General features: G+C 45.0%; 18 protein-coding genes and 1 pseudogene. 13 read left to right on the plus strand and 6 right to left on the minus strand.

The features are described 5' to 3' along the window. Positions 1-24: 24 nt before the first annotated feature. Positions 25-1,425, plus strand: coding sequence for a 6-phospho-beta-glucosidase (locus AC04Q6_RS13720; RefSeq protein ID WP_476389732.1), 1,401 nt, complete (start codon positions 25-27; stop codon positions 1,423-1,425). A gap of 60 nt (positions 1,426-1,485) precedes the next feature. Here AC04Q6_RS13720 and AC04Q6_RS13725 read toward each other — a convergent pair whose 3' ends face one another. After that, a complete protein-coding gene (locus tag AC04Q6_RS13725) occupies positions 1,486-1,806 on the minus strand; it encodes a helix-turn-helix transcriptional regulator (RefSeq protein WP_417029329.1) in 321 nt (106 codons plus the stop codon). A gap of 89 nt (positions 1,807-1,895) precedes the next feature. On the opposite strand from AC04Q6_RS13725, the gene AC04Q6_RS13730 reads away from it, so the two are divergent. The 3 genes from AC04Q6_RS13730 (at position 1,896) to AC04Q6_RS13740 (ending at position 5,898) form a co-directional block, all read left to right on the plus strand. Then, positions 1,896-2,654, plus strand: a complete 759-nt coding sequence (locus AC04Q6_RS13730; RefSeq protein ID WP_476389734.1) for a glycoside hydrolase family 5 protein — start codon at positions 1,896-1,898, stop codon at positions 2,652-2,654. Between the two features lie 38 nt (positions 2,655-2,692). After that, positions 2,693-4,339, plus strand: coding sequence for a family 43 glycosylhydrolase (locus AC04Q6_RS13735; protein WP_476389735.1), 1,647 nt, complete (start codon positions 2,693-2,695; stop codon positions 4,337-4,339). Positions 4,340-4,491: 152 nt separating this feature from the next. Continuing rightward, on the plus strand, positions 4,492-5,898 hold the full coding sequence (locus AC04Q6_RS13740) for an MATE family efflux transporter (RefSeq protein ID WP_476389736.1): 1,407 nt from the start codon (positions 4,492-4,494) through the stop codon (positions 5,896-5,898). Here the strand turns inward: AC04Q6_RS13740 and AC04Q6_RS13745 are convergent. The 3 genes from AC04Q6_RS13745 to AC04Q6_RS13755 form a co-directional block, all read right to left on the minus strand. Further along, positions 5,880-7,022, minus strand: a complete 1,143-nt coding sequence (locus tag AC04Q6_RS13745; RefSeq protein WP_118071940.1) for an RluA family pseudouridine synthase — start codon at positions 7,020-7,022, stop codon at positions 5,880-5,882. The genes AC04Q6_RS13740 and AC04Q6_RS13745 overlap by 19 nt on opposite strands. Positions 7,023-7,033: 11 nt before the next feature. After that, on the minus strand, positions 7,034-7,654 hold the full coding sequence (locus tag AC04Q6_RS13750; RefSeq protein WP_476389737.1) for a response regulator: 621 nt from the start codon (positions 7,652-7,654) through the stop codon (positions 7,034-7,036). 132 nt (positions 7,655-7,786) lie between these two features. Next, positions 7,787-8,968: a histidine kinase gene (locus tag AC04Q6_RS13755; RefSeq protein ID WP_476389738.1), complete on the minus strand. Its 1,182-nt coding sequence runs from the start codon at positions 8,966-8,968 to the stop codon at positions 7,787-7,789. A 353-nt stretch (positions 8,969-9,321) separates the two neighbouring features. Here AC04Q6_RS13755 and AC04Q6_RS13760 point away from each other — a divergent pair, with 353 nt between their 5' ends. The 3 genes from AC04Q6_RS13760 to AC04Q6_RS13770 are packed head-to-tail and all read left to right on the plus strand — an operon-like array spanning position 9,322 to position 12,512. Beyond that, entirely contained in the window at positions 9,322-10,251 is a 930-nt protein-coding gene (locus tag AC04Q6_RS13760) for an ABC transporter ATP-binding protein (RefSeq protein ID WP_118064678.1), read from the plus strand. Positions 10,252-10,264: 13 nt separating this feature from the next. Further along, a complete protein-coding gene (locus AC04Q6_RS13765) occupies positions 10,265-11,380 on the plus strand; it encodes an ABC transporter permease (protein WP_476389739.1) in 1,116 nt (371 codons plus the stop codon). Further along, positions 11,367-12,512: an ABC transporter permease gene (locus tag AC04Q6_RS13770; protein WP_476389740.1), complete on the plus strand. Its 1,146-nt coding sequence runs from the start codon at positions 11,367-11,369 to the stop codon at positions 12,510-12,512. Before AC04Q6_RS13765 ends, AC04Q6_RS13770 begins: the two co-directional genes overlap by 14 nt. A 20-nt stretch (positions 12,513-12,532) precedes the next feature. Here AC04Q6_RS13770 and AC04Q6_RS13775 read toward each other — a convergent pair whose 3' ends face one another. Then, the gene (locus AC04Q6_RS13775; protein ID WP_177290504.1) at positions 12,533-13,519 is read right to left on the minus strand and encodes a Gfo/Idh/MocA family oxidoreductase; all 987 of its coding nucleotides are present in this window, start codon (positions 13,517-13,519) and stop codon (positions 12,533-12,535) included. A gap of 293 nt (positions 13,520-13,812) precedes the next feature. Here AC04Q6_RS13775 and citD point away from each other — a divergent pair, with 293 nt between their 5' ends. The 4 genes and pseudogenes from citD to AC04Q6_RS13795 all read left to right on the plus strand — a co-directional run bounded on the left by citD (position 13,813) and on the right by AC04Q6_RS13795 (position 17,308). Beyond that, entirely contained in the window at positions 13,813-14,112 is a 300-nt protein-coding gene (citD, locus tag AC04Q6_RS13780) for a citrate lyase acyl carrier protein (RefSeq protein ID WP_021976191.1), read from the plus strand. Then, positions 14,109-15,008: pseudogene (locus AC04Q6_RS13785) on the plus strand (aldolase/citrate lyase family protein); the annotation flags it as partial. The gene citD and the pseudogene AC04Q6_RS13785, both read left to right, overlap by 4 nt. A gap of 135 nt (positions 15,009-15,143) precedes the next feature. Then, positions 15,144-16,265: an ISAs1 family transposase gene (locus tag AC04Q6_RS13790; protein WP_476389741.1), complete on the plus strand. Its 1,122-nt coding sequence runs from the start codon at positions 15,144-15,146 to the stop codon at positions 16,263-16,265. 137 nt (positions 16,266-16,402) lie between these two features. Next, entirely contained in the window at positions 16,403-17,308 is a 906-nt protein-coding gene (locus tag AC04Q6_RS13795) for a DegV family protein (RefSeq protein WP_021976141.1), read from the plus strand. Between the two features lie 29 nt (positions 17,309-17,337). Here AC04Q6_RS13795 and AC04Q6_RS13800 read toward each other — a convergent pair whose 3' ends face one another. After that, entirely contained in the window at positions 17,338-18,717 is a 1,380-nt protein-coding gene (locus tag AC04Q6_RS13800; RefSeq protein WP_118071657.1) for an MATE family efflux transporter, read from the minus strand. 151 nt (positions 18,718-18,868) lie between these two features. On the opposite strand from AC04Q6_RS13800, the gene AC04Q6_RS13805 reads away from it, so the two are divergent. After that, complete coding sequence (locus AC04Q6_RS13805; RefSeq protein WP_118071658.1) at positions 18,869-19,732, plus strand: LysR family transcriptional regulator; 864 nt, start codon at positions 18,869-18,871, stop codon at positions 19,730-19,732. A gap of 17 nt (positions 19,733-19,749) precedes the next feature. Beyond that, positions 19,750-20,895, plus strand: a complete 1,146-nt coding sequence (locus AC04Q6_RS13810) for an aldo/keto reductase (protein ID WP_118071659.1) — start codon at positions 19,750-19,752, stop codon at positions 20,893-20,895. The last annotated feature ends 4 nt before the right edge of the window (positions 20,896-20,899 follow it).

Below are 20,899 nucleotides of genomic sequence, written 5' to 3' on the forward strand. Positions count from 1 at the left end.
TTTATATGAGAAAGGACAGAAAAAATGTTTGCCAAGAATTTTTTATGGGGCGGCGCAGTAGCTGCCAATCAGTGTGAAGGTGCATACAACGAGGACGGCAAAGGACTTTCCATCCAGGATGTCCTTCCTCACGGGATCAAAGGCCCGAGGACGGAAGCACCCACAGAAGACAATATGAAGCTGGTAGGAATTGATTTTTACCACCATTACAAAGAAGATATCAAGCTGTTTGCAGAGATGGGATTTAAGGTATTCCGTACTTCCATTGCCTGGAGCAGGATATTCCCGAAGGGGGATGAGGAAACTCCCAATGAGGCAGGCCTTAAGTTCTATGATGATCTGTTTGACGAGTGCAGAAAATACGGGATCGAGCCCCTGGTAACCTTATCTCATTATGAGACTCCGCTTTATCTTGCAGAGCATTATGACGGCTGGGTAAACCGTGATCTCATCGGATTTTATAAACGGTATGTGACTACAGTTTTCAACCGTTATAAAGATAAGGTAAAATACTGGCTCACATTTAATGAGATCAACTCCATCCTGGAATCTCCATTTATGAGCGGCGGGATCAATACGCCGAAAGAAAAACTTTCCCAGAGTGATCTTTACCAGGCAGTTCACCATGAGTTTGTAGCCAGCGCCTGGGCGACCAAGATCGGTCATGAGATCAATCCGGATTTCAAGATCGGCTGTATGATCTTAAGTATGCCGGTATATCCGCTGACACCTGATCCCTCGGATGTTCTTGCTGCCATGGAACAGGATCACAAGAACATGATGTTCTCAGATGTCCATGTCCGCGGCTGCTATCCGGGATATGCGAAACGTTATATGCGGGAAAACGGCATCAGCATTTCTGTGACGGATGAGGATATGGAAATCCTGAAAAACACCGTAGACTTTGTTTCCTTCAGTTATTATGTCAGTGTCTGTGCCACAGCAGATCCGGAAAAAAATGTCCGGGGAGAGGGAAATCTTCTGGGCGGTGTGCCAAACCCGTATCTGAAAGCCAGCGACTGGGGCTGGCAGATCGATCCGAAGGGACTTCGCTATATTCTGAACACACTCTGGAACCGCTACCAGAAACCACTGTTTATCGTGGAGAATGGTCTTGGTGCGTTTGATCAGCTGATTCAGGGTGCAGATGGCGAGATGACCGTAGAAGACGATTACCGCATCGCTTATCTCAGAGATCACATCCGCCAGATGGAAGAGGCTGTCATGGATGGCGTGGATCTGATGGGATACACCACCTGGGGATGCATCGACCTTGTCAGCGCATCCACGGCAGAGCTTCGCAAACGTTACGGATTCATCTACGTGGACCGCAACGATGACGGAAGCGGAACTATGAAGCGTTATAAGAAAAAGAGTTTCTACTGGTATAAGCATGTGATTGAGACCAATGGACAGGAACTATAGATAATAAAACTTCCGGGAGTATGTTGTCCAGCTCCCGGAAGTTTTGATATTTAAGAAAATTTATTTCTTCATATTCTCCCGTACCTTCGTAGGTGTGCACCCGAAGTGTTCCTGGAACATCCGGCGGAACAGCTTATAATTGGTGAAGCCGTGGCGTTCCAGGATCACATGCACGGGGTCTTTTGTGTTGATCAGATCTTTGTAAATGAAAGAAAGTCTGTATTCATTCTGATATTCCAGAAACGTAACCCCCATCTTTTTCTTAAAAAAACGACAGAAATATCCGGTCTGGAGATAAGCGACACCTGCGATCTCATCCAGGGAAATGGGCCTCTTATAATTTTCAGAAATATAATTCAGTACAAGGTTCAGCCGATCCAGATCTTTTTTCTGCTGGCTTAAATCACTTTGAAAAACTTTTTACAGTACCCTTAAGCCAGAACGGTTTTGACAACGGAGGCATCAGCGGTGTGTGCAAATGGGCACAGAATCCTGATGAAGTAGAGTTTGCATTAAGCGTTCTGGAACGTCTTGCAAAGAGATATGGAAACAGAAAAGGCCTGTTTGGAATCCAGCCTTTAAATGAGCCCATCACAGAAAACATGTGGGAGACCATGGATATCCAGAACCGTTACGCACCGGCAGACCCGGAGATGGCAAAAGGCTCCGCGCCGATCACAATGAAATTCCTGCGACAGTTTTATCTGGATGCCTATGACCGCATCAGTGCCTATATGCCAAAAGATAAGTACGTTGTGATCCACGATGGATTTGAACTGATGGAATGGAAAGATTTCATGCAGGAAGAGAAATATTCCAATGTGATCCTGGATACCCATCAGTATCTCATGGTTGCGGAGGCCAGAGGATGCAGCCAGACTATTGAAGGCTATCTGAAATATATCAGAGAAGAACTGGAACCACAGATCACAGAGATGGAAAAATATTTCCCGGTGATCTGCGGCGAGTGGTGTCTGTTTAACTCCCTTGCCTGCGGCTGTGACACAAAAGGCGGCCAGAGCGTGCTCAACGGAGTGGAAGGGAGCCGGCAGGAAAGCTTTTCACCGGAGAAGAAAAAAGAAATCTATGAAGCCCTTGCAAAGGCACAGCTGGAACTCTGGGAGAAAGGCAGCGGTTATTATTACTGGAGCTACAAGCTTCTGACTGATACGGTAAATACTCCCGGATGGATCGGATGGGACAGCTGGGGATCTGGGAAGATGTTATGACTTTGGCTGGTTTCCGGCTGATAAAGGAGGATGTTAAAATGATCGTAAATCCAATACTTCCGGGTTTTAATCCGGACCCTTGTATCTGCAGAAAAGGCGACGATTACTATATGGCAGTTTCCACATTTGAGTGGTTTCCGGGAATCCCGGTCTACCATTCCAGAGACCTGAAAAACTGGGAGCTGTACACACACGTAATTACAGACGATGAAAAAGTAGATCTCAAAAAACTTCCAAGTGCAAAAGGAATCTGGGCACCCTGCCTGACCTACTGCGAGGAAGAGGATATGTTCTACGTTGTCTATGGAGTGATGAATTCCATGAACGCCAGATATTTTGACGTGGACAATTTCCTGATCTGTGCAAAAGATATCCGTGGACCGTGGAGCGAGCCGGTTTACCTTCATTCCTCCGGTTTTGATGCGTCACTTTTCCATGACACCAATGGCAAAAAATACGTGGTATCCCTGGAGTGGGAAACAAGAGAAGGCTATGAGAAGCCAGGTGCTATCTGTATGGTAGAATATTCTCCTGAGAAAAAAGAGATCATCGGTTATCCGAAGCGGATCTGGAGAGGTGGCACAGACAGAGGCTGCATCGAGGCACCGCATCTCACAAAACGAGGCGAGTATTACTACATCATGTGTGCAGAGGGAGGCACCGGATATAACCACTGCGTTACGATGGGACGTTCCAAAAATGTCTGGGGCCCATATGAAAAAGACCCGAAGAATCCCATCGTTACCAGCGTTCCGGGAGAATCCTACGAGCGCCAGGATCCAGACCATCTGAAACCAAAGTACTATAATCCGGACACTGTACTTCAGAAATCCGGTCATGGAAGCTATGTGGAACTTCCCACAGGAGAAGTTTATCTGGTCCATCTCTGCTCCAGACCTTTTGTACCGGAACTTCGCTGTACACTTGGAAGAGAGACGGCCATTCAGAAAATGATGTGGACCGAAGATAACTGGCTCCGCATGGCAGATGGAAGCAATCTGGCGAAAATTGAAGTGCCGGAAACTTCCCTTCCGGAATACCCAGTGGAAAAAACTCCGGACTTTGATGATTTTGACGGAGATGAGCTTGGGAACTTCTATTACTCTCCAAGGATCATGCCCCAGCGTTTTGCAGATGTGAAAGCAAGAAAAGGCTATGTGCGCCTTCGTGGACAGGAATCCAGAACCTCTCTCAACAAAGTAAGTATCCTGGCCAGAAAGCTTACAAGCGTATACGCACGGATCACCACAAAGATGGAATTCACACCGGAAGTACACCAGCACAGTGCAGGTCTGATCCTGTATTACGACAACATGAATTACATCAATCTCCGGAAATATTACAGTGAAACCCTGGGACAGAGCGCCCTGTCCATCATCCATCTGGAAAATGGAGAAAAAACAGAGTTCCTGAATACCAGAATCCCGGTAGAAGATAAACCGATCTATCTGAGACTCTACATTGAGGGAAGAAAATCCTGGTTTGAGTGGAGCTATGACGGAGAAAATTATGAAAAGATCGGACGCATTTTTGATACCACAAGGTTCTCTGATGAGTACTGCAAATACGGAGAGTTCACAGGAACCATGGTGGGAATCACCTGTGCAGACCGCGTTCTCCACAAAAAATGTGCAGACTTCGACTTCTTCGAATACATTGCAGATGAGAGCCGGATGGTAGAGTAAAAAGATATTAAAAAAGCTATTGAAAAAAGAAAATGTTTGTAGTAATGTAGTAGCTACAACGCTTACGAAAAAGAAGGCTGTTTCGGAGGAGCAGTCTTCTTTTTGTGAAGAATTTTGGATGGAGGAAAACGAAAAGAACAAGGGGGAAAATTATGGAGAAGGTAAAAGAAAAAATATCTTTTTTCCGGAAGTTCGTAGGGGATAAGAAGTTTTATCTGATGGTTTTGTCCATTGCGGTGCCGATCATGATCCAGAATGGTATCACGAATTTTGTCAGTCTTTTGGATAATATTATGATCGGGCGGATCGGTACAGAGCAGATGTCCGGTGCGGCGATCGTCAATCAGCTGATCTTTGTGTATAATCTCTGCATTTTCGGCGGGGTATCCGGTGCAGGGATTTTTACAGCCCAGTATTTCGGACAGAAGGATCACGAGGGTGTCCGTCAGACACTTCGTTATAAACTCTGGATGGCAGTGATCCTGACAGCACTTACTATTGTACTGTTTCTTACAGCGGGAGATTCTCTGATCAGCATGTATCTCAGGGGAGAGGGAACCGCACAGGAAATCCGGGATACACTTGTCTATGGAAAGCAGTATTTATGGATCATGCTCCTGGGACTTCCAGCATTTATGATGGTGCAGGTCTATGCAAGTACCTTACGTGAATGCGGTGAGACTGTACTTCCCATGAAAGCCGGGATTGTGGCAGTGCTGATCAATCTCACATTTAATTATTTTCTGATCTATGGTAAATTCGGATTCCCAGAACTGGGAGTGAGAGGTGCTGCTGTTGCGACGGTACTTTCCAGATATGTGGAAGCGTGCATTGTCCTGACATGGACACATAAGCATACGGAGAAGAATATTTTTGCTAAGGGCCTGTATTCCACATTGAAGGTTCCTGCAAATCTCACAAAGAAGATCCTGATCAAGGGAACACCACTGCTTCTCAATGAAACTTTATGGGCAGCAGGAGTAGCCATGCTGACACAGTGTTATTCGGTCCGTGGTCTGAATGTGGTAGCAGGATTAAATATTTCCAATACTATCAACAATGTATTTAACATTGTATTTATCGCACTGGGAGATTCTGTAGCCATTGTTGTAGGACAGCTCCTTGGTGCCGGCAAGATGAAGGAAGCCAGGGATACAGACAACAAGATGATTGCATTTTCCGTATTCTGCTGTACCTGTGTGGCTGCTGTGATGTTTGTGATGGCACCACTGTTTCCGAAACTTTACAACACCAATGCCGAGGCCCGTACTCTGGCGAAATATCTTATTATGATCACAGCATTTTTTATGCCCCAGAATGCATTCCTGCATGCAACGTATTTTACTTTGCGCTCCGGTGGAAAGACTATCATCACATTCCTGTTTGACAGTGTGTTTATCTGGGTGGTCAGTGTGACGATCGCATTTACCTTAAGCCGTTTTACAGGACTTCCTGTACTTGGGATTTACGCAATGGTCCAGGCTGCGGATATGCTGAAATGTGTCATTGGGTTTATCCTCGTAAAAAAAGGCGTATGGCTTCAGAACATCGTCTCATAGAATTTTTTGAAATCTTCCGGGAGGGGTGCTTCCAGGGAGATTTCTTTTTTGGCATTTTCAGTGCAGGGAATGGAAGAAAGGATGCCTGAAGTCGTTTCACCAGCTGGAAAAGGTGGATGAAATTTAAGTTTCCATGCGTGGAGGGCAGCCCTGGAAAAAAGATTCGTTGTGTCCGATAAATGGTACAGGGAATCACCCAGAAGCGGATGCCCCAGAGATGCCATGTGGACACGGATCTGATGAGTGCGGCCGGTTTTCAGGCGGAGCATTACAAGGGATGCAGAGATCCTGGAACCGGGGGCAGTGGATTTCAGGACGGAATATAAAGTTACCGCCGGTTTGCTCCCTGGGAGAGAACTGCCCGGAGAGATGACCATTTTCAGACGGTTATCCGGATCTGGGGCAAGGGGAGTTGTGATCGCATGAAAGGTTCCGTCTGTATCTTCCAGCATGGAACCGGAAACCGCGGCCAGATAGGTTTTCTCTGAAATTCCATTTTCCCGTTGTTTTTGTAATCTGGCGGCAGCAGTCTGATTTCGGGCAAAAAGCAGGATGCCGGAAGTTTCTTTATCTAGCCGTCCGATAGACCGGACTTTGGTAGGCTCATCTTTGGAACGGAAATAGGCGGCAACCTGGTTGGAGAGGCTGTCGCTGTAGTGGGAACCGGAGGGGTGGGTGACCAGTCCGGCGGGTTTGTTTACTGCGAGAATGTCCTGGTCTTCGTACAGGATCTCCAGCTCAGGAAGAAGCTGTGACGTTGTAGACGGTGAATGGTAAATATGAGAATTGGCATCAGAACCTGCAAATTCCGAAGCTGTGGAATCAGAATATGAACCTGAGTCTGTGGAAAGTGGGAAAGAGTGACTGTCTGAACTGATAGTAAAAGATGACGACTCCAGATGCAGAGAGTCAACATCATCCGTTTCCAGGCATACCGTAATCTGATCTCCTGGATAAGCAGTTTCTGTTACACGGCACTGCTGTCCGTTTTTTTGGACACCACTGGGACGGAACTTCGCCTGGCTGATCTGCTTTTTTGTAAGACCGGCCTGGGTGCGAAGAAAGTGGGAGACAGGTGCCGGGGCAGCTGTTTCCGGGATATGGATAGTAAGATAGCGGTTCATTATAGTTCTCCTTATCTGTGCTGATAATAAAACACAGCAACCTGTGTCCGGTCCCTCAGCTGCAGTTTATCCAGAATGGAACTGAGATAATTCCGTACAGTTCCCTCACTGAGAAAAAGCTCCGCGGCAATCTCCTTATTGCTGTATCCGTTGGCAATCAGCCGGATGATATCCAGTTCCCGTTCATTGATATTTCTGGAAGCATAATCAAATCCGTCGGAGGACTGCAGAAGCTCCGGGATCTTGGACATGATCTCTGTACCGAATACGGTCTGACCGGAATAAACCGCCTGTAGCGCCGGAAGAATGCTGGCGTAATCTTGCTTCAGGAGATAGCCCTTTGTGCCGAGGCGGAGAGCTTTTATAATATATTCATCATCAGAAAATGTAGTCAGAAGAAGAATTTTTGCCTCAGGAAATTCACCCAGGATCTTTCTGGAAGCTTCCAGTCCGTCCATTCCTTTCATACGGATATCCATCAGAAGGATATCCGGAAGATATTCTTTATACAGGGAGCAGGCCTCTTCACCATCAGAGCCGGTGGCAGTCACCTGGATATCCGGATTTGCCTCAAGAATGGTTTTTAATGCACCTGAAACCAGGCAGTCGTCGTCTACGATTATAATTTTCATATTAAAATCTCCTGTTTATGAGTTATAAAAATCAAATTACAGATCAGGAAAAACAGACTGATCCAATACGCCAGAAAAGTACTTTGACCAAATCAGGAAAGTTCCTGGCAAGGTGAGAAATATCTTCCAGATTCAATTGGAAACAGATTTCGGAATCGTTACAAAGATCCGAAAACCCTTCTCCTGTGTAATCTGGACTGTACCACCCAGCGCCTTCACACGGTCCCGGATATTGGACAGCCCCATGCCGCCGGAAACATTTTCCATCTTATTGCTGTCCGTCTCAGCGTGAATATCCGGAATTTCATGCCCCAGCGTACCATTATCCTCGATACAAAGCTGATAAAGGGCAGGATGCTCCCGGAGAAGAATATTGACGGAATCCGCATTACTGTGCCGCATCACATTGGAAAGCCCTTCTTTTGTAATACTGATCAGACTGTATTTCACCTCTCTTGGAACCTGCCTGGACATATCATAGGTGAGGGTTACCGGGCAGAAGCTGAAATCTTTTACAAGTCCCTTTATGGCATCTTCCAGATTCACCGCATCATCGTGAAGATCATGGACACTGGAACGGATGCTGTTCATGGCGCCGTTCAGAGATTCTTCCAGATTTCCAAGAAGAGGATCAAGGGATTCATCTTTGTTGATGGTTTTGCAGGCAGCAGTCATAAGAATGGAGCGGGAGAGCACATGGCCTACATTGTCATGGATTTCCCGTGCGATCCGGTTTCGCTCCCTGAGAGTTGCAGCATAGATCTCATAATCCTGTTTTTCCAGAAGCGCCTTGTTTTTTTCGGAAAGAAGAAGTGCGTGTTCTTCGCTGTCATCACGGCTCTGACGGAAATTCCGGGCAAGGAGTTCATATTGCCTGGTATGAGACCAGAGAAAAAACGCCAGGATAAAACCAAAGATTCCGGCGAGACAGAGAATTTCCGGAAACTTGTGGAACTGAAAAGCAAGGAGTCCCCAGAATGGAAGTTCCACCACTGCCAGAAGAAAAAGTCTGGCAGATAATGTCTGATACAGAAGCAGTGGGAAAAACAGAAGAAGATCCGTAATCCACAGGGAACAGAACCCAAAAACCACATAACTTCCGGCAAGAACCGGAAGGATATTTCCGGAGGTTTTCAGCACTGGTAGAGAATTGTAGGGCCAGGATTCTGTTTCAGATGTTCTGCACAGATAAGTAACGCAGCCAAGGATCACTGTAAAAAGGAGGGAGAATACAAGGGACTGATCTGCAGGTACATAAAAAAATGCCGGCATACTGTATAAGAGTAATATGGCGGAATCTGTAAAATAACGCATAAAAAAAATAAACCCTCCTTTCCCGGACCCGGAATTACAGCGTTTTCAGAGAGTCAGAAGTATATTTGACTAAAATTATCGCATCCTGTTCCAGATGAAATCCTTTTGCAGTATGACTTTCCGAAATCAATGTATTTTCATTATAGTATACCAGCTCCTTACCTGCAAAGAAAAATCTGTTTTCTTACAAAAGACATGACATTTGTCATCCGCAGTTAATGACATCCCACACTTGGAGCAGACAGAAGAAAAAGTTATAATGGCATCATAAAAGAAATATAAATTTCTGAGATAAAACAGAAAAGTCCCGTTTAACGGACTGTGAAAAAGGAGGAAAAAATATGCCACAGGGTATGGTTCACATAGAAAATCTGGTAAAACGGTACGGTGATCTTACCGCACTGAATCATCTGGATCTGGATATTCGGGAAGGCGAGATCTTCGGATTACTTGGCCCAAACGGTTCTGGAAAAACAACGGCTATCAGCTGTCTGTTATCCCTGCTGAAATACGACAGAGGACAGGTGGAAATTTTCGGAGAAGAGATGAAACCGGACAGCTATAAGATTAAAGAACAGATCGGCATCGTGCTTCAGAATGTAGCCGTTTTCGAGGAGTTGACAGTACAGGAAAACATCGATTATTTCTGCGGCCTTTACATAAGAGACAAAAAACGAAGAAAAGAGCTGGTGGAGGAAGCCATTGAATTTACAGGCCTGGAAGATTTCCGGAAAATGCATCCCAGGAAGCTTTCCGGAGGTCTTCTGCGCCGACTGAACATTGCCTGCGGGATCGCTCACAAACCAAGGCTGATCATCATGGATGAGCCAACGGTAGCCGTAGATCCTCAGAGCAGAAACAAGATCCTGGAAGGAATCCAGACACTGAACCGGCAGGGCTCCACCATTATCTACACTTCCCACTACATGGAAGAGGTAGAGCAGATCTGCACCAGGATCGCCATCATGGATCACGGAAGAGTGATCGCGCAGGGAACAAAAGAGGAACTGAAGCAGATGATCAAAACAGGAGAGACCATCACAGTGGAAGCCATTGCCCTGGAAGAAAAAAATCTCCAGGATATCCGCACACTGGATCATGTGTTTGATGTGCAGTACGAAAAACAGGTGCTGGTCGTGCGCTGTACCGATGCCAGGCATAACCTGATCCGTCTTCTTAATTATCTGCAGAGCCAGGATATTTCTTTTGGAAGAGTCTTTTCGGAGCTTCCTACACTGAACGATGTATTTCTGGAGATCACCGGAAAACAGCTGAGAGATTAGGAGGTGAGCTGAAATGCTGCATTTACTGAAATACAGTTTTCTTTCCAAGGTCCGGAATTTTAATATCATCTTCTGGCCGCTGGTTTTTCCACTTGTGCTTGGAACTTTTTTCTACTTTGCATTTGGAAATATCAATGAAGCAGATTTTCAGACCGTTCCGGTGGCAGTTGTGAAGAAAGATACTGCAGATACGTTTTTCCTGACCTATCTTGATCAGGTGGAAAAAAGCAGCCCGGATCTTTTAAAGGCAGAAGAAATGCCGGAAAAGGAAGCACTGGAAGCTCTGCAGGATAAAAAAATAAAAGGAATTTATTATGTGGGAAAAGATCCTTCCCTTACAGTAGCAGGGACCGGAATGGAAGAGAGTATTCTCCAGACAGTTCTTGACAGCTGTGGGAATACCAGAGCAACCATCACCAACATTATGAAAAAAAATCCCCAGATGGATATGAAAACCCTGTTAAGCTCCCAGGATTTGGTAAAGGAAGTTTCCATTGGGGGCCGTACCATTGACGGAAATGTGCAGTTCTTTTACGCACTGATCGCCATGGCCTGCCTGTACGGATGCTTTATCGGTTTTGGCTCTTCTATCGGGATCCAGGCCAACATCACACCTCTGGCAGCCAGACGTTGTGTGACACCGACCCATAAGCTGAAACTGATCCTTACAGACCAGCTGGCATCTTTTGCCTTGGGCTATATGGACGTGATCATTCTGATCCTGTATCTCCGTTATATTCTCAATCTGGATTTTCAGGGACAGATGGGAAAAATGCTGGTGGTATCTTTTTTCGGAAGTCTCATCGGCGTATCCATGGGAATGTTTATCGGTAGCTTTGGAAAAATGCAGGAAGGTGCCAAGATCGGGATCATGCTTGGAATCTCCATGGTAAGCAGTTTCCTTGCGGGACTGATGAACGGAAATATGAAGGATATCGTGGAAAAAAGTGCCCCGTTTGTAAACCGGATCAATCCGGCATCACTGATCGCCGATGCATTTTACTGTATCAATGTATATGATGATACAGCCAGATATTACAGAAGTCTGGCTACACTGGCAGTGATGTGTGTGGTGCTGGTGATGGCATCCTTTTTCATGGTCAGGAGGGAACGTTATGACAGTATTTAAAGGCTATATGAGAATTATGAAAAAAAATACAGGCCTGATCCTCCTGTATCTGTGCATCTTTTTCGGGGTGACAATGGCACTTCAGGCAGCAGCCGGTAAGGAAACCTATACCAGCTATGAAAGCGAAAAAATAAAGATCGGTGTGGTGGATAAAGATAACGGGCCACTGGCAGAAGGACTGGTAAAATGGTTTGAAAACACCCATCATGTGACTATGCTGGAAGACAATAGGGAGAAGCTTCAGGAAGAGCTTTTTTACAGAAATATAGAGTACATCGTGGTGATCCCTGAGGATTTTTATGAGAGCTGTATGGTAAACGGGGAAAGTATTTCCGTGACAAAGGTGCCTGGATCCTACTCAGCATATTATGTAGATCAGCAGCTTGAGAACTGCCTCAACACCATGCGGACATATCTGGAAGCCGGTTTTTCCAAGGAGGAAGCGGCAGCAGCGATCCTGGATGAAAAAAGAGGAGAAGTCACCATGCTGGATACAGACGGAAATGGCAGTACCCCTGGATGGCTCTATTATTTCCGCTATATGCCATATCTGTTTCTTGCTGTGCTCTGCTATGTCATGGGATATGTGCTGATGGCTTTCAAAAAAGACGATATCCCGAAAAGAATGCAGGCGTCGGCAGTCTCGGCAAGAAGACAAAGCCTGGAAGGACTTCTGGCCATGTTTGTCATGGGCGGGGGCTTATGGGGAATCGGTATGGCAGGTGCCATTCTTATGTATGGAAAAACATTTCCAGGTTCAGAGAACTTCGGATACTATGTACTGAACACTCTGGTGATGATGGCAGTGGCACTTTCTCTTTCCTACCTGATCGGGCTTTTTGTAAAAAACAGCAACATGTTAAGCGGGATTGCCAATATCCTGTCTCTTGGAATGTGTTTTCTGTGTGGTGTTTTTGTTCCCATGAATGTTATGGACAGAAATGTCCTGAAGGTGTCTCAGTTTCTTCCTGTATACTGGTATGAAACGGTAAATGAGACTCTTGGAAGCTACAGCCACCTCACAGGTGAGGCAGCTGCATCCGTTTGGAAAGGTATCGGGCTGGAAGCTATGTTTGCGATTGCTTTTGTCTGCATGATCCTGGTGGTGACCAGGTATCAGAGGCAGAAATAAACAGAAGTAACTGAAGAAGATCAGTCCCAGTTTTCATCCGGGTATTTCATATTCCATTCTTTACGAAGATAGGTCATGATATCCATAACGTCTTTTGTATAATTCAGATATAAGCCGGAGGTATCACGTGTAAGAACTGCATGTTCCATATCCTCCATCTCATAAAGCAGTGCATCGGAAGTGTCACCGCAGGAAATTTCAGTTTTTTCTCCTGTCTCTGCATCCACGATCACTGCTTTATCTGCACGTGGATATTCCATGATCTCGATATAACCTTTCTCACAGCTGATCATGGCACGTTTCGGCTGTTTGGAGTGCATGGAAAGTGCGACAGTCGCCATCTGACCGGAAGGATTTTTAAGAAGAATGGTTGCCTGCTCATCAGAACCGGTAGGAGAAGGCTTCCACTGGCTTAAGATCTCATCCGGTTTTTCATCCATAAAACTTCGGACAATGGAGAGTGCGTAAACACCGATATCCAGCATGGCACCGCCTGCCAGGTTCATATTGAAAAAGCGGTTGTTCATGTTATATTCTTTAAAACTTCCAAAATTCATGGTGATCATCTGGACTTTTCCCAGAGAGCCGCTTTTGACTGTTTCCCAGAGTTTTTTGTAAATGGGCATATGCCAGATGGTCATGGCCTCGGCAAGAATGAGATTTTTTTCCCTGGCCAGAGCGATCATTTCATCCAGCTCACGGCTGTTAAGGGTGATGGATTTCTCCACAAAAAGGTGCTTGCCGTGAAGCAGTGCTTTTTTCATAAAGGCATAATGGGTATTGTGAGGACTTGTAATGTAGATAATATCCACATTTTCGTCAGTAAACATTTCATCAATTTCTGAATAAACCTTCTGTACACCGTATTTTTCTGCAAAGGCAACGGCTTTCTCATAGGTACGGTTTCCAACTGCATACAGCGGTTTTCCCATTTTCTGAAGTGCCTGCGCCATCTGATTGGCGATCACACCGGTACCAAGAACTGCCCAGTTTAAACGTTCTTTCATGATCAAATCCTCCCTGTGAATGAAAAATATAAAAAGTATATAAATTTTCACTTTTAAAATATGAGGTTATTATACTAACCTTACGAAGAAAACGCAATGGGCAGATTTACCAACATTGCGAATATCTGTTTTATAAAAAGAAAAGCAGGAAAAATTCCGTACCTTAACAAATATTAAGAAAAATATTATTTCTCCTGTAAGGTTACGACCTTACGATAGCTTCAGATGAACAAAAGAACACAACATAAAGGTTCCGGCAGCAGTTATGTTACCGGATCAAAAGGAGGATAAACATGGATATCGTAAGGCCAGCCATTGCAGGAATTCTGGAATCCAGCGACTGCCAGGTAACTGTAGAAAAAGGAGAAGGAAATGTAGATTTTTCCATGGAAAGCTCCGTGATCAACCAGTATGGAAACCAGATCCGTAAAGTAGCACTGGAAACTCTGAAAAATCTTGGCGTCAGCGACGTAAAACTTACCATCGTAGACAAAGGTGCATTGGATTGTACGATCAAAGCACGTATTGAAGCAGCAGTTTACCGCTCTGTATTACAGACGGAACATTTACCATGGGGAGGGGATATCCGATGAACAATCCGAACAAAAAAAGACTGAGAAGAACAATGATGTTTCTGAATGCTCAGAAACCGGGACTTATCAAAGATCCATACATTTATAAACCAGATTCTATCATGCTGGACCTAGAAGACGCAGTAGCAGAGAACCAGAAAGACGCGGCACGTTTTTCCCTGTATCATGCACTGAAAACAATTAACTATCGTGGATGTGAACGGGTAGTCAGGATCAACGGCCTGGACAGCCCGTACTGGAAAGAAGATATCCGCTGCTCCGTTGCCGGTGGATGTGATTCCATCCGTATCCCGAAGACAGAAAGCGCACAGGATGTAAAACTTGTGGAGCGTGAGATCGCCTATGCGGAAAAAGAGTTCGGCCGTCCTGAGGGAAGTGTCCTGATCATGGCAGCTGTGGAATCTGCAAGAGGTGTGATGAAAGCTCTTGATATCTGCGAATCCAGTGAGAGACTTTTCGGTATTGCCCTTTCCGGCGGTGATTACACAAAAGATCTTCAGACACACATTACAGGAACAGGAATCGAGCTGATGGGTGCGAGACAGAATCTTGTGATCGCGGCAAGAGCAGCAGGAGTACAGTGTTTTGATACGGTTTATACAGACCTTGACAACATGGAAGGATTCCGTCAGGATGTGGAAACCATCCATCTTATGGGATTTGACGGAAAATCCATTATCAATCCCCGCCAGATCAATGTCGCACACGATATTTACACACCAAAGCAGAAAGACATTATTTTTGCGGAAAAAGTAGTACGTGAGATCGATGAGAAAAAGGCACAGGGTATCGGTGTATTTACAGTAGACGGAAAAATGATCGACATTGCCTTTTATGATGGTGCAAAGAGGACCATCGCACTGGCAAAGGCTTCAGGCGTGTATAAGGGGGATTTATCCTCTTCTAGCAAGAAGACTCCCACCTCTAAGGTGGGAGATGAATTGCGTCTGTTACCCACGACAAACGCATGAGTAAATAAATTGTGAACACACCCCTTTTCTAGTAAAATAAAAGAAAAAGGGGTGTTATTTATGCAGGAATTATTAGAGTGGATGGAATACATTGAAGATACTCGTCAGCAGACAAAGGTTCGTCATACGTTGAAGGATATTCTTGTCATTGTGTTGTTTGCAACTCTTGCGAATGCGGATGACTGGGTTGAGATGGCATTGTTTGCAGAAAGCTATCAGGATTATCTTCGAAAGTATATTGAACTAAAAAACGGAATCCCCTCTCATGATACGATCCGGCGTGTCATGGGGATGATATCGCCCGAAATTCTGCAGCAGCTCTATGGAAAATGGCAGGAGCGGCTGGATAAAAATGATGGAGAACTGTTGAAGAAGATCATCCGCATAGATGGAAAAACGATGTGTTCGAATAAACGTGGAGAAGAAAAAGCAAGTCACATTGTTTCTGCATGGAGTAAGGAAGATGGATTTTGTCTGGGACAGAAAGCAGTCAAAGAAAAAAGCAATGAAATAACAGCGATTCCAGAGCTGTTGGAAAAAATCCAGATAAAGGGTCAGATCATTACGATTGATGCAATGGGAACGCAGACAGCGATCGCAGGAAAAATCAGGCAGAAACGAGCGGATTATGTTCTGGCATTGAAGAAAAATCAATACACAATGTACGAAGATGTAAAAGAATACTTTTCGAACGAGGAGTTTCAAAAAGAAATGCGCGAAAAGGGGGCATATAAGAAGACCTGTGAGAAAGCCCATGGGCAAATTGAGATCCGAGAGTATTATCAGACGGAAGATATCCGGTGGCTGAGCCAAAAGAAGAATTGGAAAGGCCTGAGAAGCATTGTAATGGAGAAGAAACGAATAGAAAAAGCAGGAAAGATAACGTATGAATATCGATATTTTATAAGCAGTTTAAAAACGGATATCAACGAAGTCAGCCGAGCGGTGCGAGGTCATTGGAGTATAGAAAGTATGCATTGGCATTTGGATGTAACATTTCGGGAGGATGCAAATACGACAATCGATAAAATGGCGGCACAAAATTTGAACATTATAAGAAAATGGAGCCTGAGTATTTTGAAACCAGCAGAACTATCAAGACATAAGTTGTCAATGAGAAAGAAAAGGTTCGTAGTAAGTTTGCGTCCAATTAAGTATTTAGAAGAGCTTTTAGAAGCTTAAAAAGTAGAAAAAATAGAATTTGCAGTTGCTAACCATTCATGCGTTTGTCGTGAAGTGTTATAGTTTTACATGGACAGAAATTGTCAAAATGATTATAATAAAAGAATTAACATTATTATCGTGTGAAGAGGGTTTTTATGGAAAAATATTTTACTATTGTAAGTGACGGTTCCTGCGATCTGCCGGAAGAAATCGTGAAAGAAAAAGAAATCGGCGAGGTGCATTTCCTGGTTTCTTTTGACGGAAAAGAATATAAAAAAGAAGGTGTAGAAATCCGTCTGGAGGATTTTTACGGGAAAATGGTGGCGGAGTCCAATGTTTTTCCGCTGACAGCGGCACCGTCTCCAAATGATTATTATGAAGTTTTTAAAGAAAAGGCAAAAGAGGGAAAAGATATCCTTTGTATCTGTATTTCCACCAAGCTTAGTTCCTCCATGCAGTCCGCAGAGATCGCAGCAAAGATGCTTGCAGAGAAGTATCCGGACATTCAGGTGAAGATCATTGACTCTCTGGCCTGTACGTTGATGCAGGGGCTTTATGTGCTGGAAGCCTGCAGACTTCGTGACCTGGGTTATACTCTGAAAGACAGCATTGAAAGAATGAACCAGCTGACAGATACCCAGAGGATCTTTTTTACGGTAGGAAATCTGGAATATCTGGAGCACGGCGGACGCATTGGAAAGGTTGCCAGCATTGCAGGTAAGCTTCTCAATGTGAAACCGCTGATTACCTTAAAGGACGGTGAGATTTATTCACCGGGGCTGAAAAGGGGCAGAAAAAAATCTATGGCAGGAACCATTGACCTGCTTCTTGATTACATGGAAGAGAACGGGTATACTCCAGAGAACTGTTCCCTGGTCATTGGTTACTGCTATGGATATGAAGAAGCGGAGAGCTTCCAGAAAATGCTGATGCAGAGCCTGGAAGAAAAATTCGGAACAACAGAGACAGTTCCCATTCACCGGATCGGAGCTACCATCGGTGTGCATACAGGCCCGTATGCCATTGGGATTGGAATCATCCGGCGGAGTGATATGGTATAAGTTTAAGAAAGAACAGGGCCGGCAGACGATTAATGTCTGTCGGTCCTGTTTTGGTATCTGCGGGCCGGATGATAAACAAGCACTGCGATGAGAATAAGCAACGCTGTTGTGGACAGGCTGACAGGATAAACCATCATCAGGCTGGAAAAACTGCGGTGGTTCGGGAATACGGCATATACCCATGCAATCCTGGTTCCGCAGACACCGATGGTTGTAAGCAGTGCCGGGACAAAAGAAATCCCGAAACCCCGGAGATAGCCGGACATGATCTCATAGAGCAGACTGAAAATGTATGCGGAAAAGATAATGACCAGACGGGTATAACCGATGTCAATAACCTGGGGATCACTGTTAAACAGGGAGAGCAGGAATTTTCCGCTGGAGAGGATCAGGATGGCAGCTGCGGCAGTTGTTACCAGACCTTCGGCTACACATAACAGCAGAACTTTTTTGCATCGCCGGATCTGCTTTGCGCCATAATTCTGTCCCACGAATGTTGTGCAGGCCTGGCTGAATGAATTAAATACATAATATACCAGGATCTCAATATTGAAGGCTGCACTGGATGCTGCGATCACAAGAGTTCCAAGACTGTTGATAGCAGACTGGATCACCAGATTGGCGATATTAAATACGGCACTCTGGATTCCGGCAGGAAGTCCGATCCGCAGGATCTTCAGGAGACAGGCTCTGTCAATGGATAGTTTATGTAAGTCAAGATGTACCCATTTCTCTGTTTTTGTCAGTTTGATAAAAAGAATGGAGGAGCTGACAATATTGGCGATCACTGTGGCTGTGGCAACTCCGTTCACATTCATTCCAAGGACGATTACAAAAAAGAGATTCAAAAGCACATTCAATACACCGCCGCAGAACAGGGCCAGAAGAGGTGTCCTGGTATCGCCGGTACTGCGGAAAATAGCAGCCTCAAAATTAAAGAGAAAGATCACAGGCAATCCCAGAAGATAAATACGGATATACAAAAGTGCATATGGAAAAACATCTGCCGGAACATTAAGCAGATTTAAGAAATTTCCGATCAGCCATTCTCCAAGCAAAGTAGTCAGGATACCTGCCAGAAAAGCGGCCAGAACGGAAGTGTGCACAGCTTTCTGGACTTCATGCTCATCTTTTCTCCCGATAGCATTGGCAATGACAACATTGGTTCCCAGGGAGAGACCGATGAAAAGATTCAGGATCACGCCGATCACAGGGCTGTTGGCACCTACCGCAGCAATGGCAACAGTACGGTCTGTGCTGGCAAAATTTCCTACGATCGCAATATCCGATGCGTTAAACAGCTGTTCCAGAATTCCGGTTGCTGCTACAGGGAGAGCGTACAGAGGAATCTTATTCCAGATAGAACCGTTCAGGATATCCAGCTTTGCGGTCTGTTTTTTTGATTTCATAAAGAACACCTCATTGATTTTAGTAAAATGATAATGCAAACAGAAGCTTTTTTGCCTCATACCATATACAGTATATATCCTTGGAAAAATAATAGCAAATACCTATTAACTATGATATTATATAGCTAATAAGAATGATAGGAAGATGCTTATGGAAGTTCGTGAATTACGTTATTTTCTGGCAGTGGCAAGGGAAGAGAATATCACAAGGGCAGCAGAGAGCCTGCATATTGCACAGCCTTCTCTGTCAAAGCAACTGATGGAACTGGAGAAGAAACTTGGGAAAAAACTTCTGATCCGTGGAAAACGGAAGATCACTCTGACAGAGGAGGGGGTTCTTTTGCGCAAGCGGGCAGAAGAAATCCTGGAACTGGTGGAGAAGACCCAGCAGGAAATCAGCTCAGATACGGAAGATGTCATCGGAGATATTTATATGGGTGGAGGTACGCCGCCATCGGTTCTTGGGGCAGCTGCGAAGCTTCGGGAACGATATCCGGATGTGAAGTTTCATTTTTACAGTGGAGATGCCACAGACGTGTCGGAGCGATTGAACCATGGAACACTGGATTTTGCAGTTATGCTGCAGCCCATTGACAATATGAAATACGATTTTTTTTCCCTGAAAGAGATTTCACAATGGGGAATCCTTGCAAAGAAAGACGATCCATTTTCCAGCGGAAAAGTGATAACAAAAGAAGATATCAGGACAATGCCTCTCATCATGCATCAGAGAATTGGTCTTCAGAATGAGATTGCGCACTGGGCAGAAATGGATGTGGAGGACTTAAATATTGCGGCAACCTATAATGTGGTTCATGGAAGCCCCATTTCTTTTGTACAGCAGGGGTTAGGGTATTTTCTGACAACCAGAGAGATGCTGGCACCGGAACTGGATCCGGAAGTATGTTTTCTTCCGCTGGAACCCCAGCTTCCTACCAGACAGGCTCTGGTATGGAAAAAGCATGCGGTATTCAGTAAGGCAGCAGAGATATTTAAGAGTATAATTATAGAATAGATCAGGAGGAAAAAGTAATGAAAACAAGAAGATTAGGAAAAACAGAGCTTCAGGTCAGTGAGATCGGTTTTGGAGGAGAATGGCTGGAGCGCCATCCGGAGGAGGAAAGTATTGAGCTGATCCATTATGCATCTTCAAAAGGAATCAATATCCTGGACTGCTGGATGCCGGACCCGAAATCCAGAAATATCATTGGGGAGGGAATTAAGGAGAACCGTGACAAATGGTTTATCCAGGGACATATCGGATCAACCTGGAAGGATGAGCAATATTACCGTACCAGAGAGATGGAGTATGTGCGTCCTGCATTCGAAGATCTTTTAAAAAGACTCCAGACGGATTATATTGATCTTGGAATGATCCATTACGTAGATTCTGAGGAAGAATGGGATGATCTTCAGCAGTCTGAATATATGGATTACGTAATGGAACTGAAGAGAACAGGTGTGATCCGTCATATCGGTATGAGCTCCCATAATCCGAAAGTGGCGAAGAAAGCGGCAGAATCCGGCTATGTGGAGATGATCCTTTTCAGCATCAATCCTGCGTTTGACATGCTTCCTGCAAGTGAGAACATTGATACCATGTTTGCAGAAGAGTTTGACAGCAGTCTGAAGGGAATCGATGCAGACCGTGCCCGCCTGTACAAAGCATGCGAGGAAAATGATGTGGGAATCACAGTTATGAAGGGATTTGCAGGTGGAAGACTTTTTGATGAAAAACGTTCTCCTTTCGGTGTAAGCCTGACACCGGTACAGTGCATCCATTACGCACTTACAAGGCCGGCAGTCTGTTCCATCATGTGCGGCTACGATACAAAAGAGCAGGTCAATGATGCCGTAGCATATGAAACAGCAACGGAGGAAGAAAAAGATTACGCGTCTGTGATCGCTAATGCACCATTCCATTCTTACAAAGGTGAGTGCACCTACTGCGGACACTGCAAGCCATGCGCGGCAGATCTGGACATTGCCATGATCAATAAATTCTACGATCTTGCAACGATGCAGCCGGAAGTCCCCGCAACCATAAGATCCCACTATGAACTTCTGGAGCACAAAGCCTCCGAATGCATCGGCTGCCAGGAATGCGAAACCCGCTGCCCGTTTGGAGTGCCGATCGCAGAGAGGATGGAGAAAACTGCGAAGTTGTTTGGGTGTTGATATC

The organism is Blautia sp. HA9023, assembly GCF_056504095.1.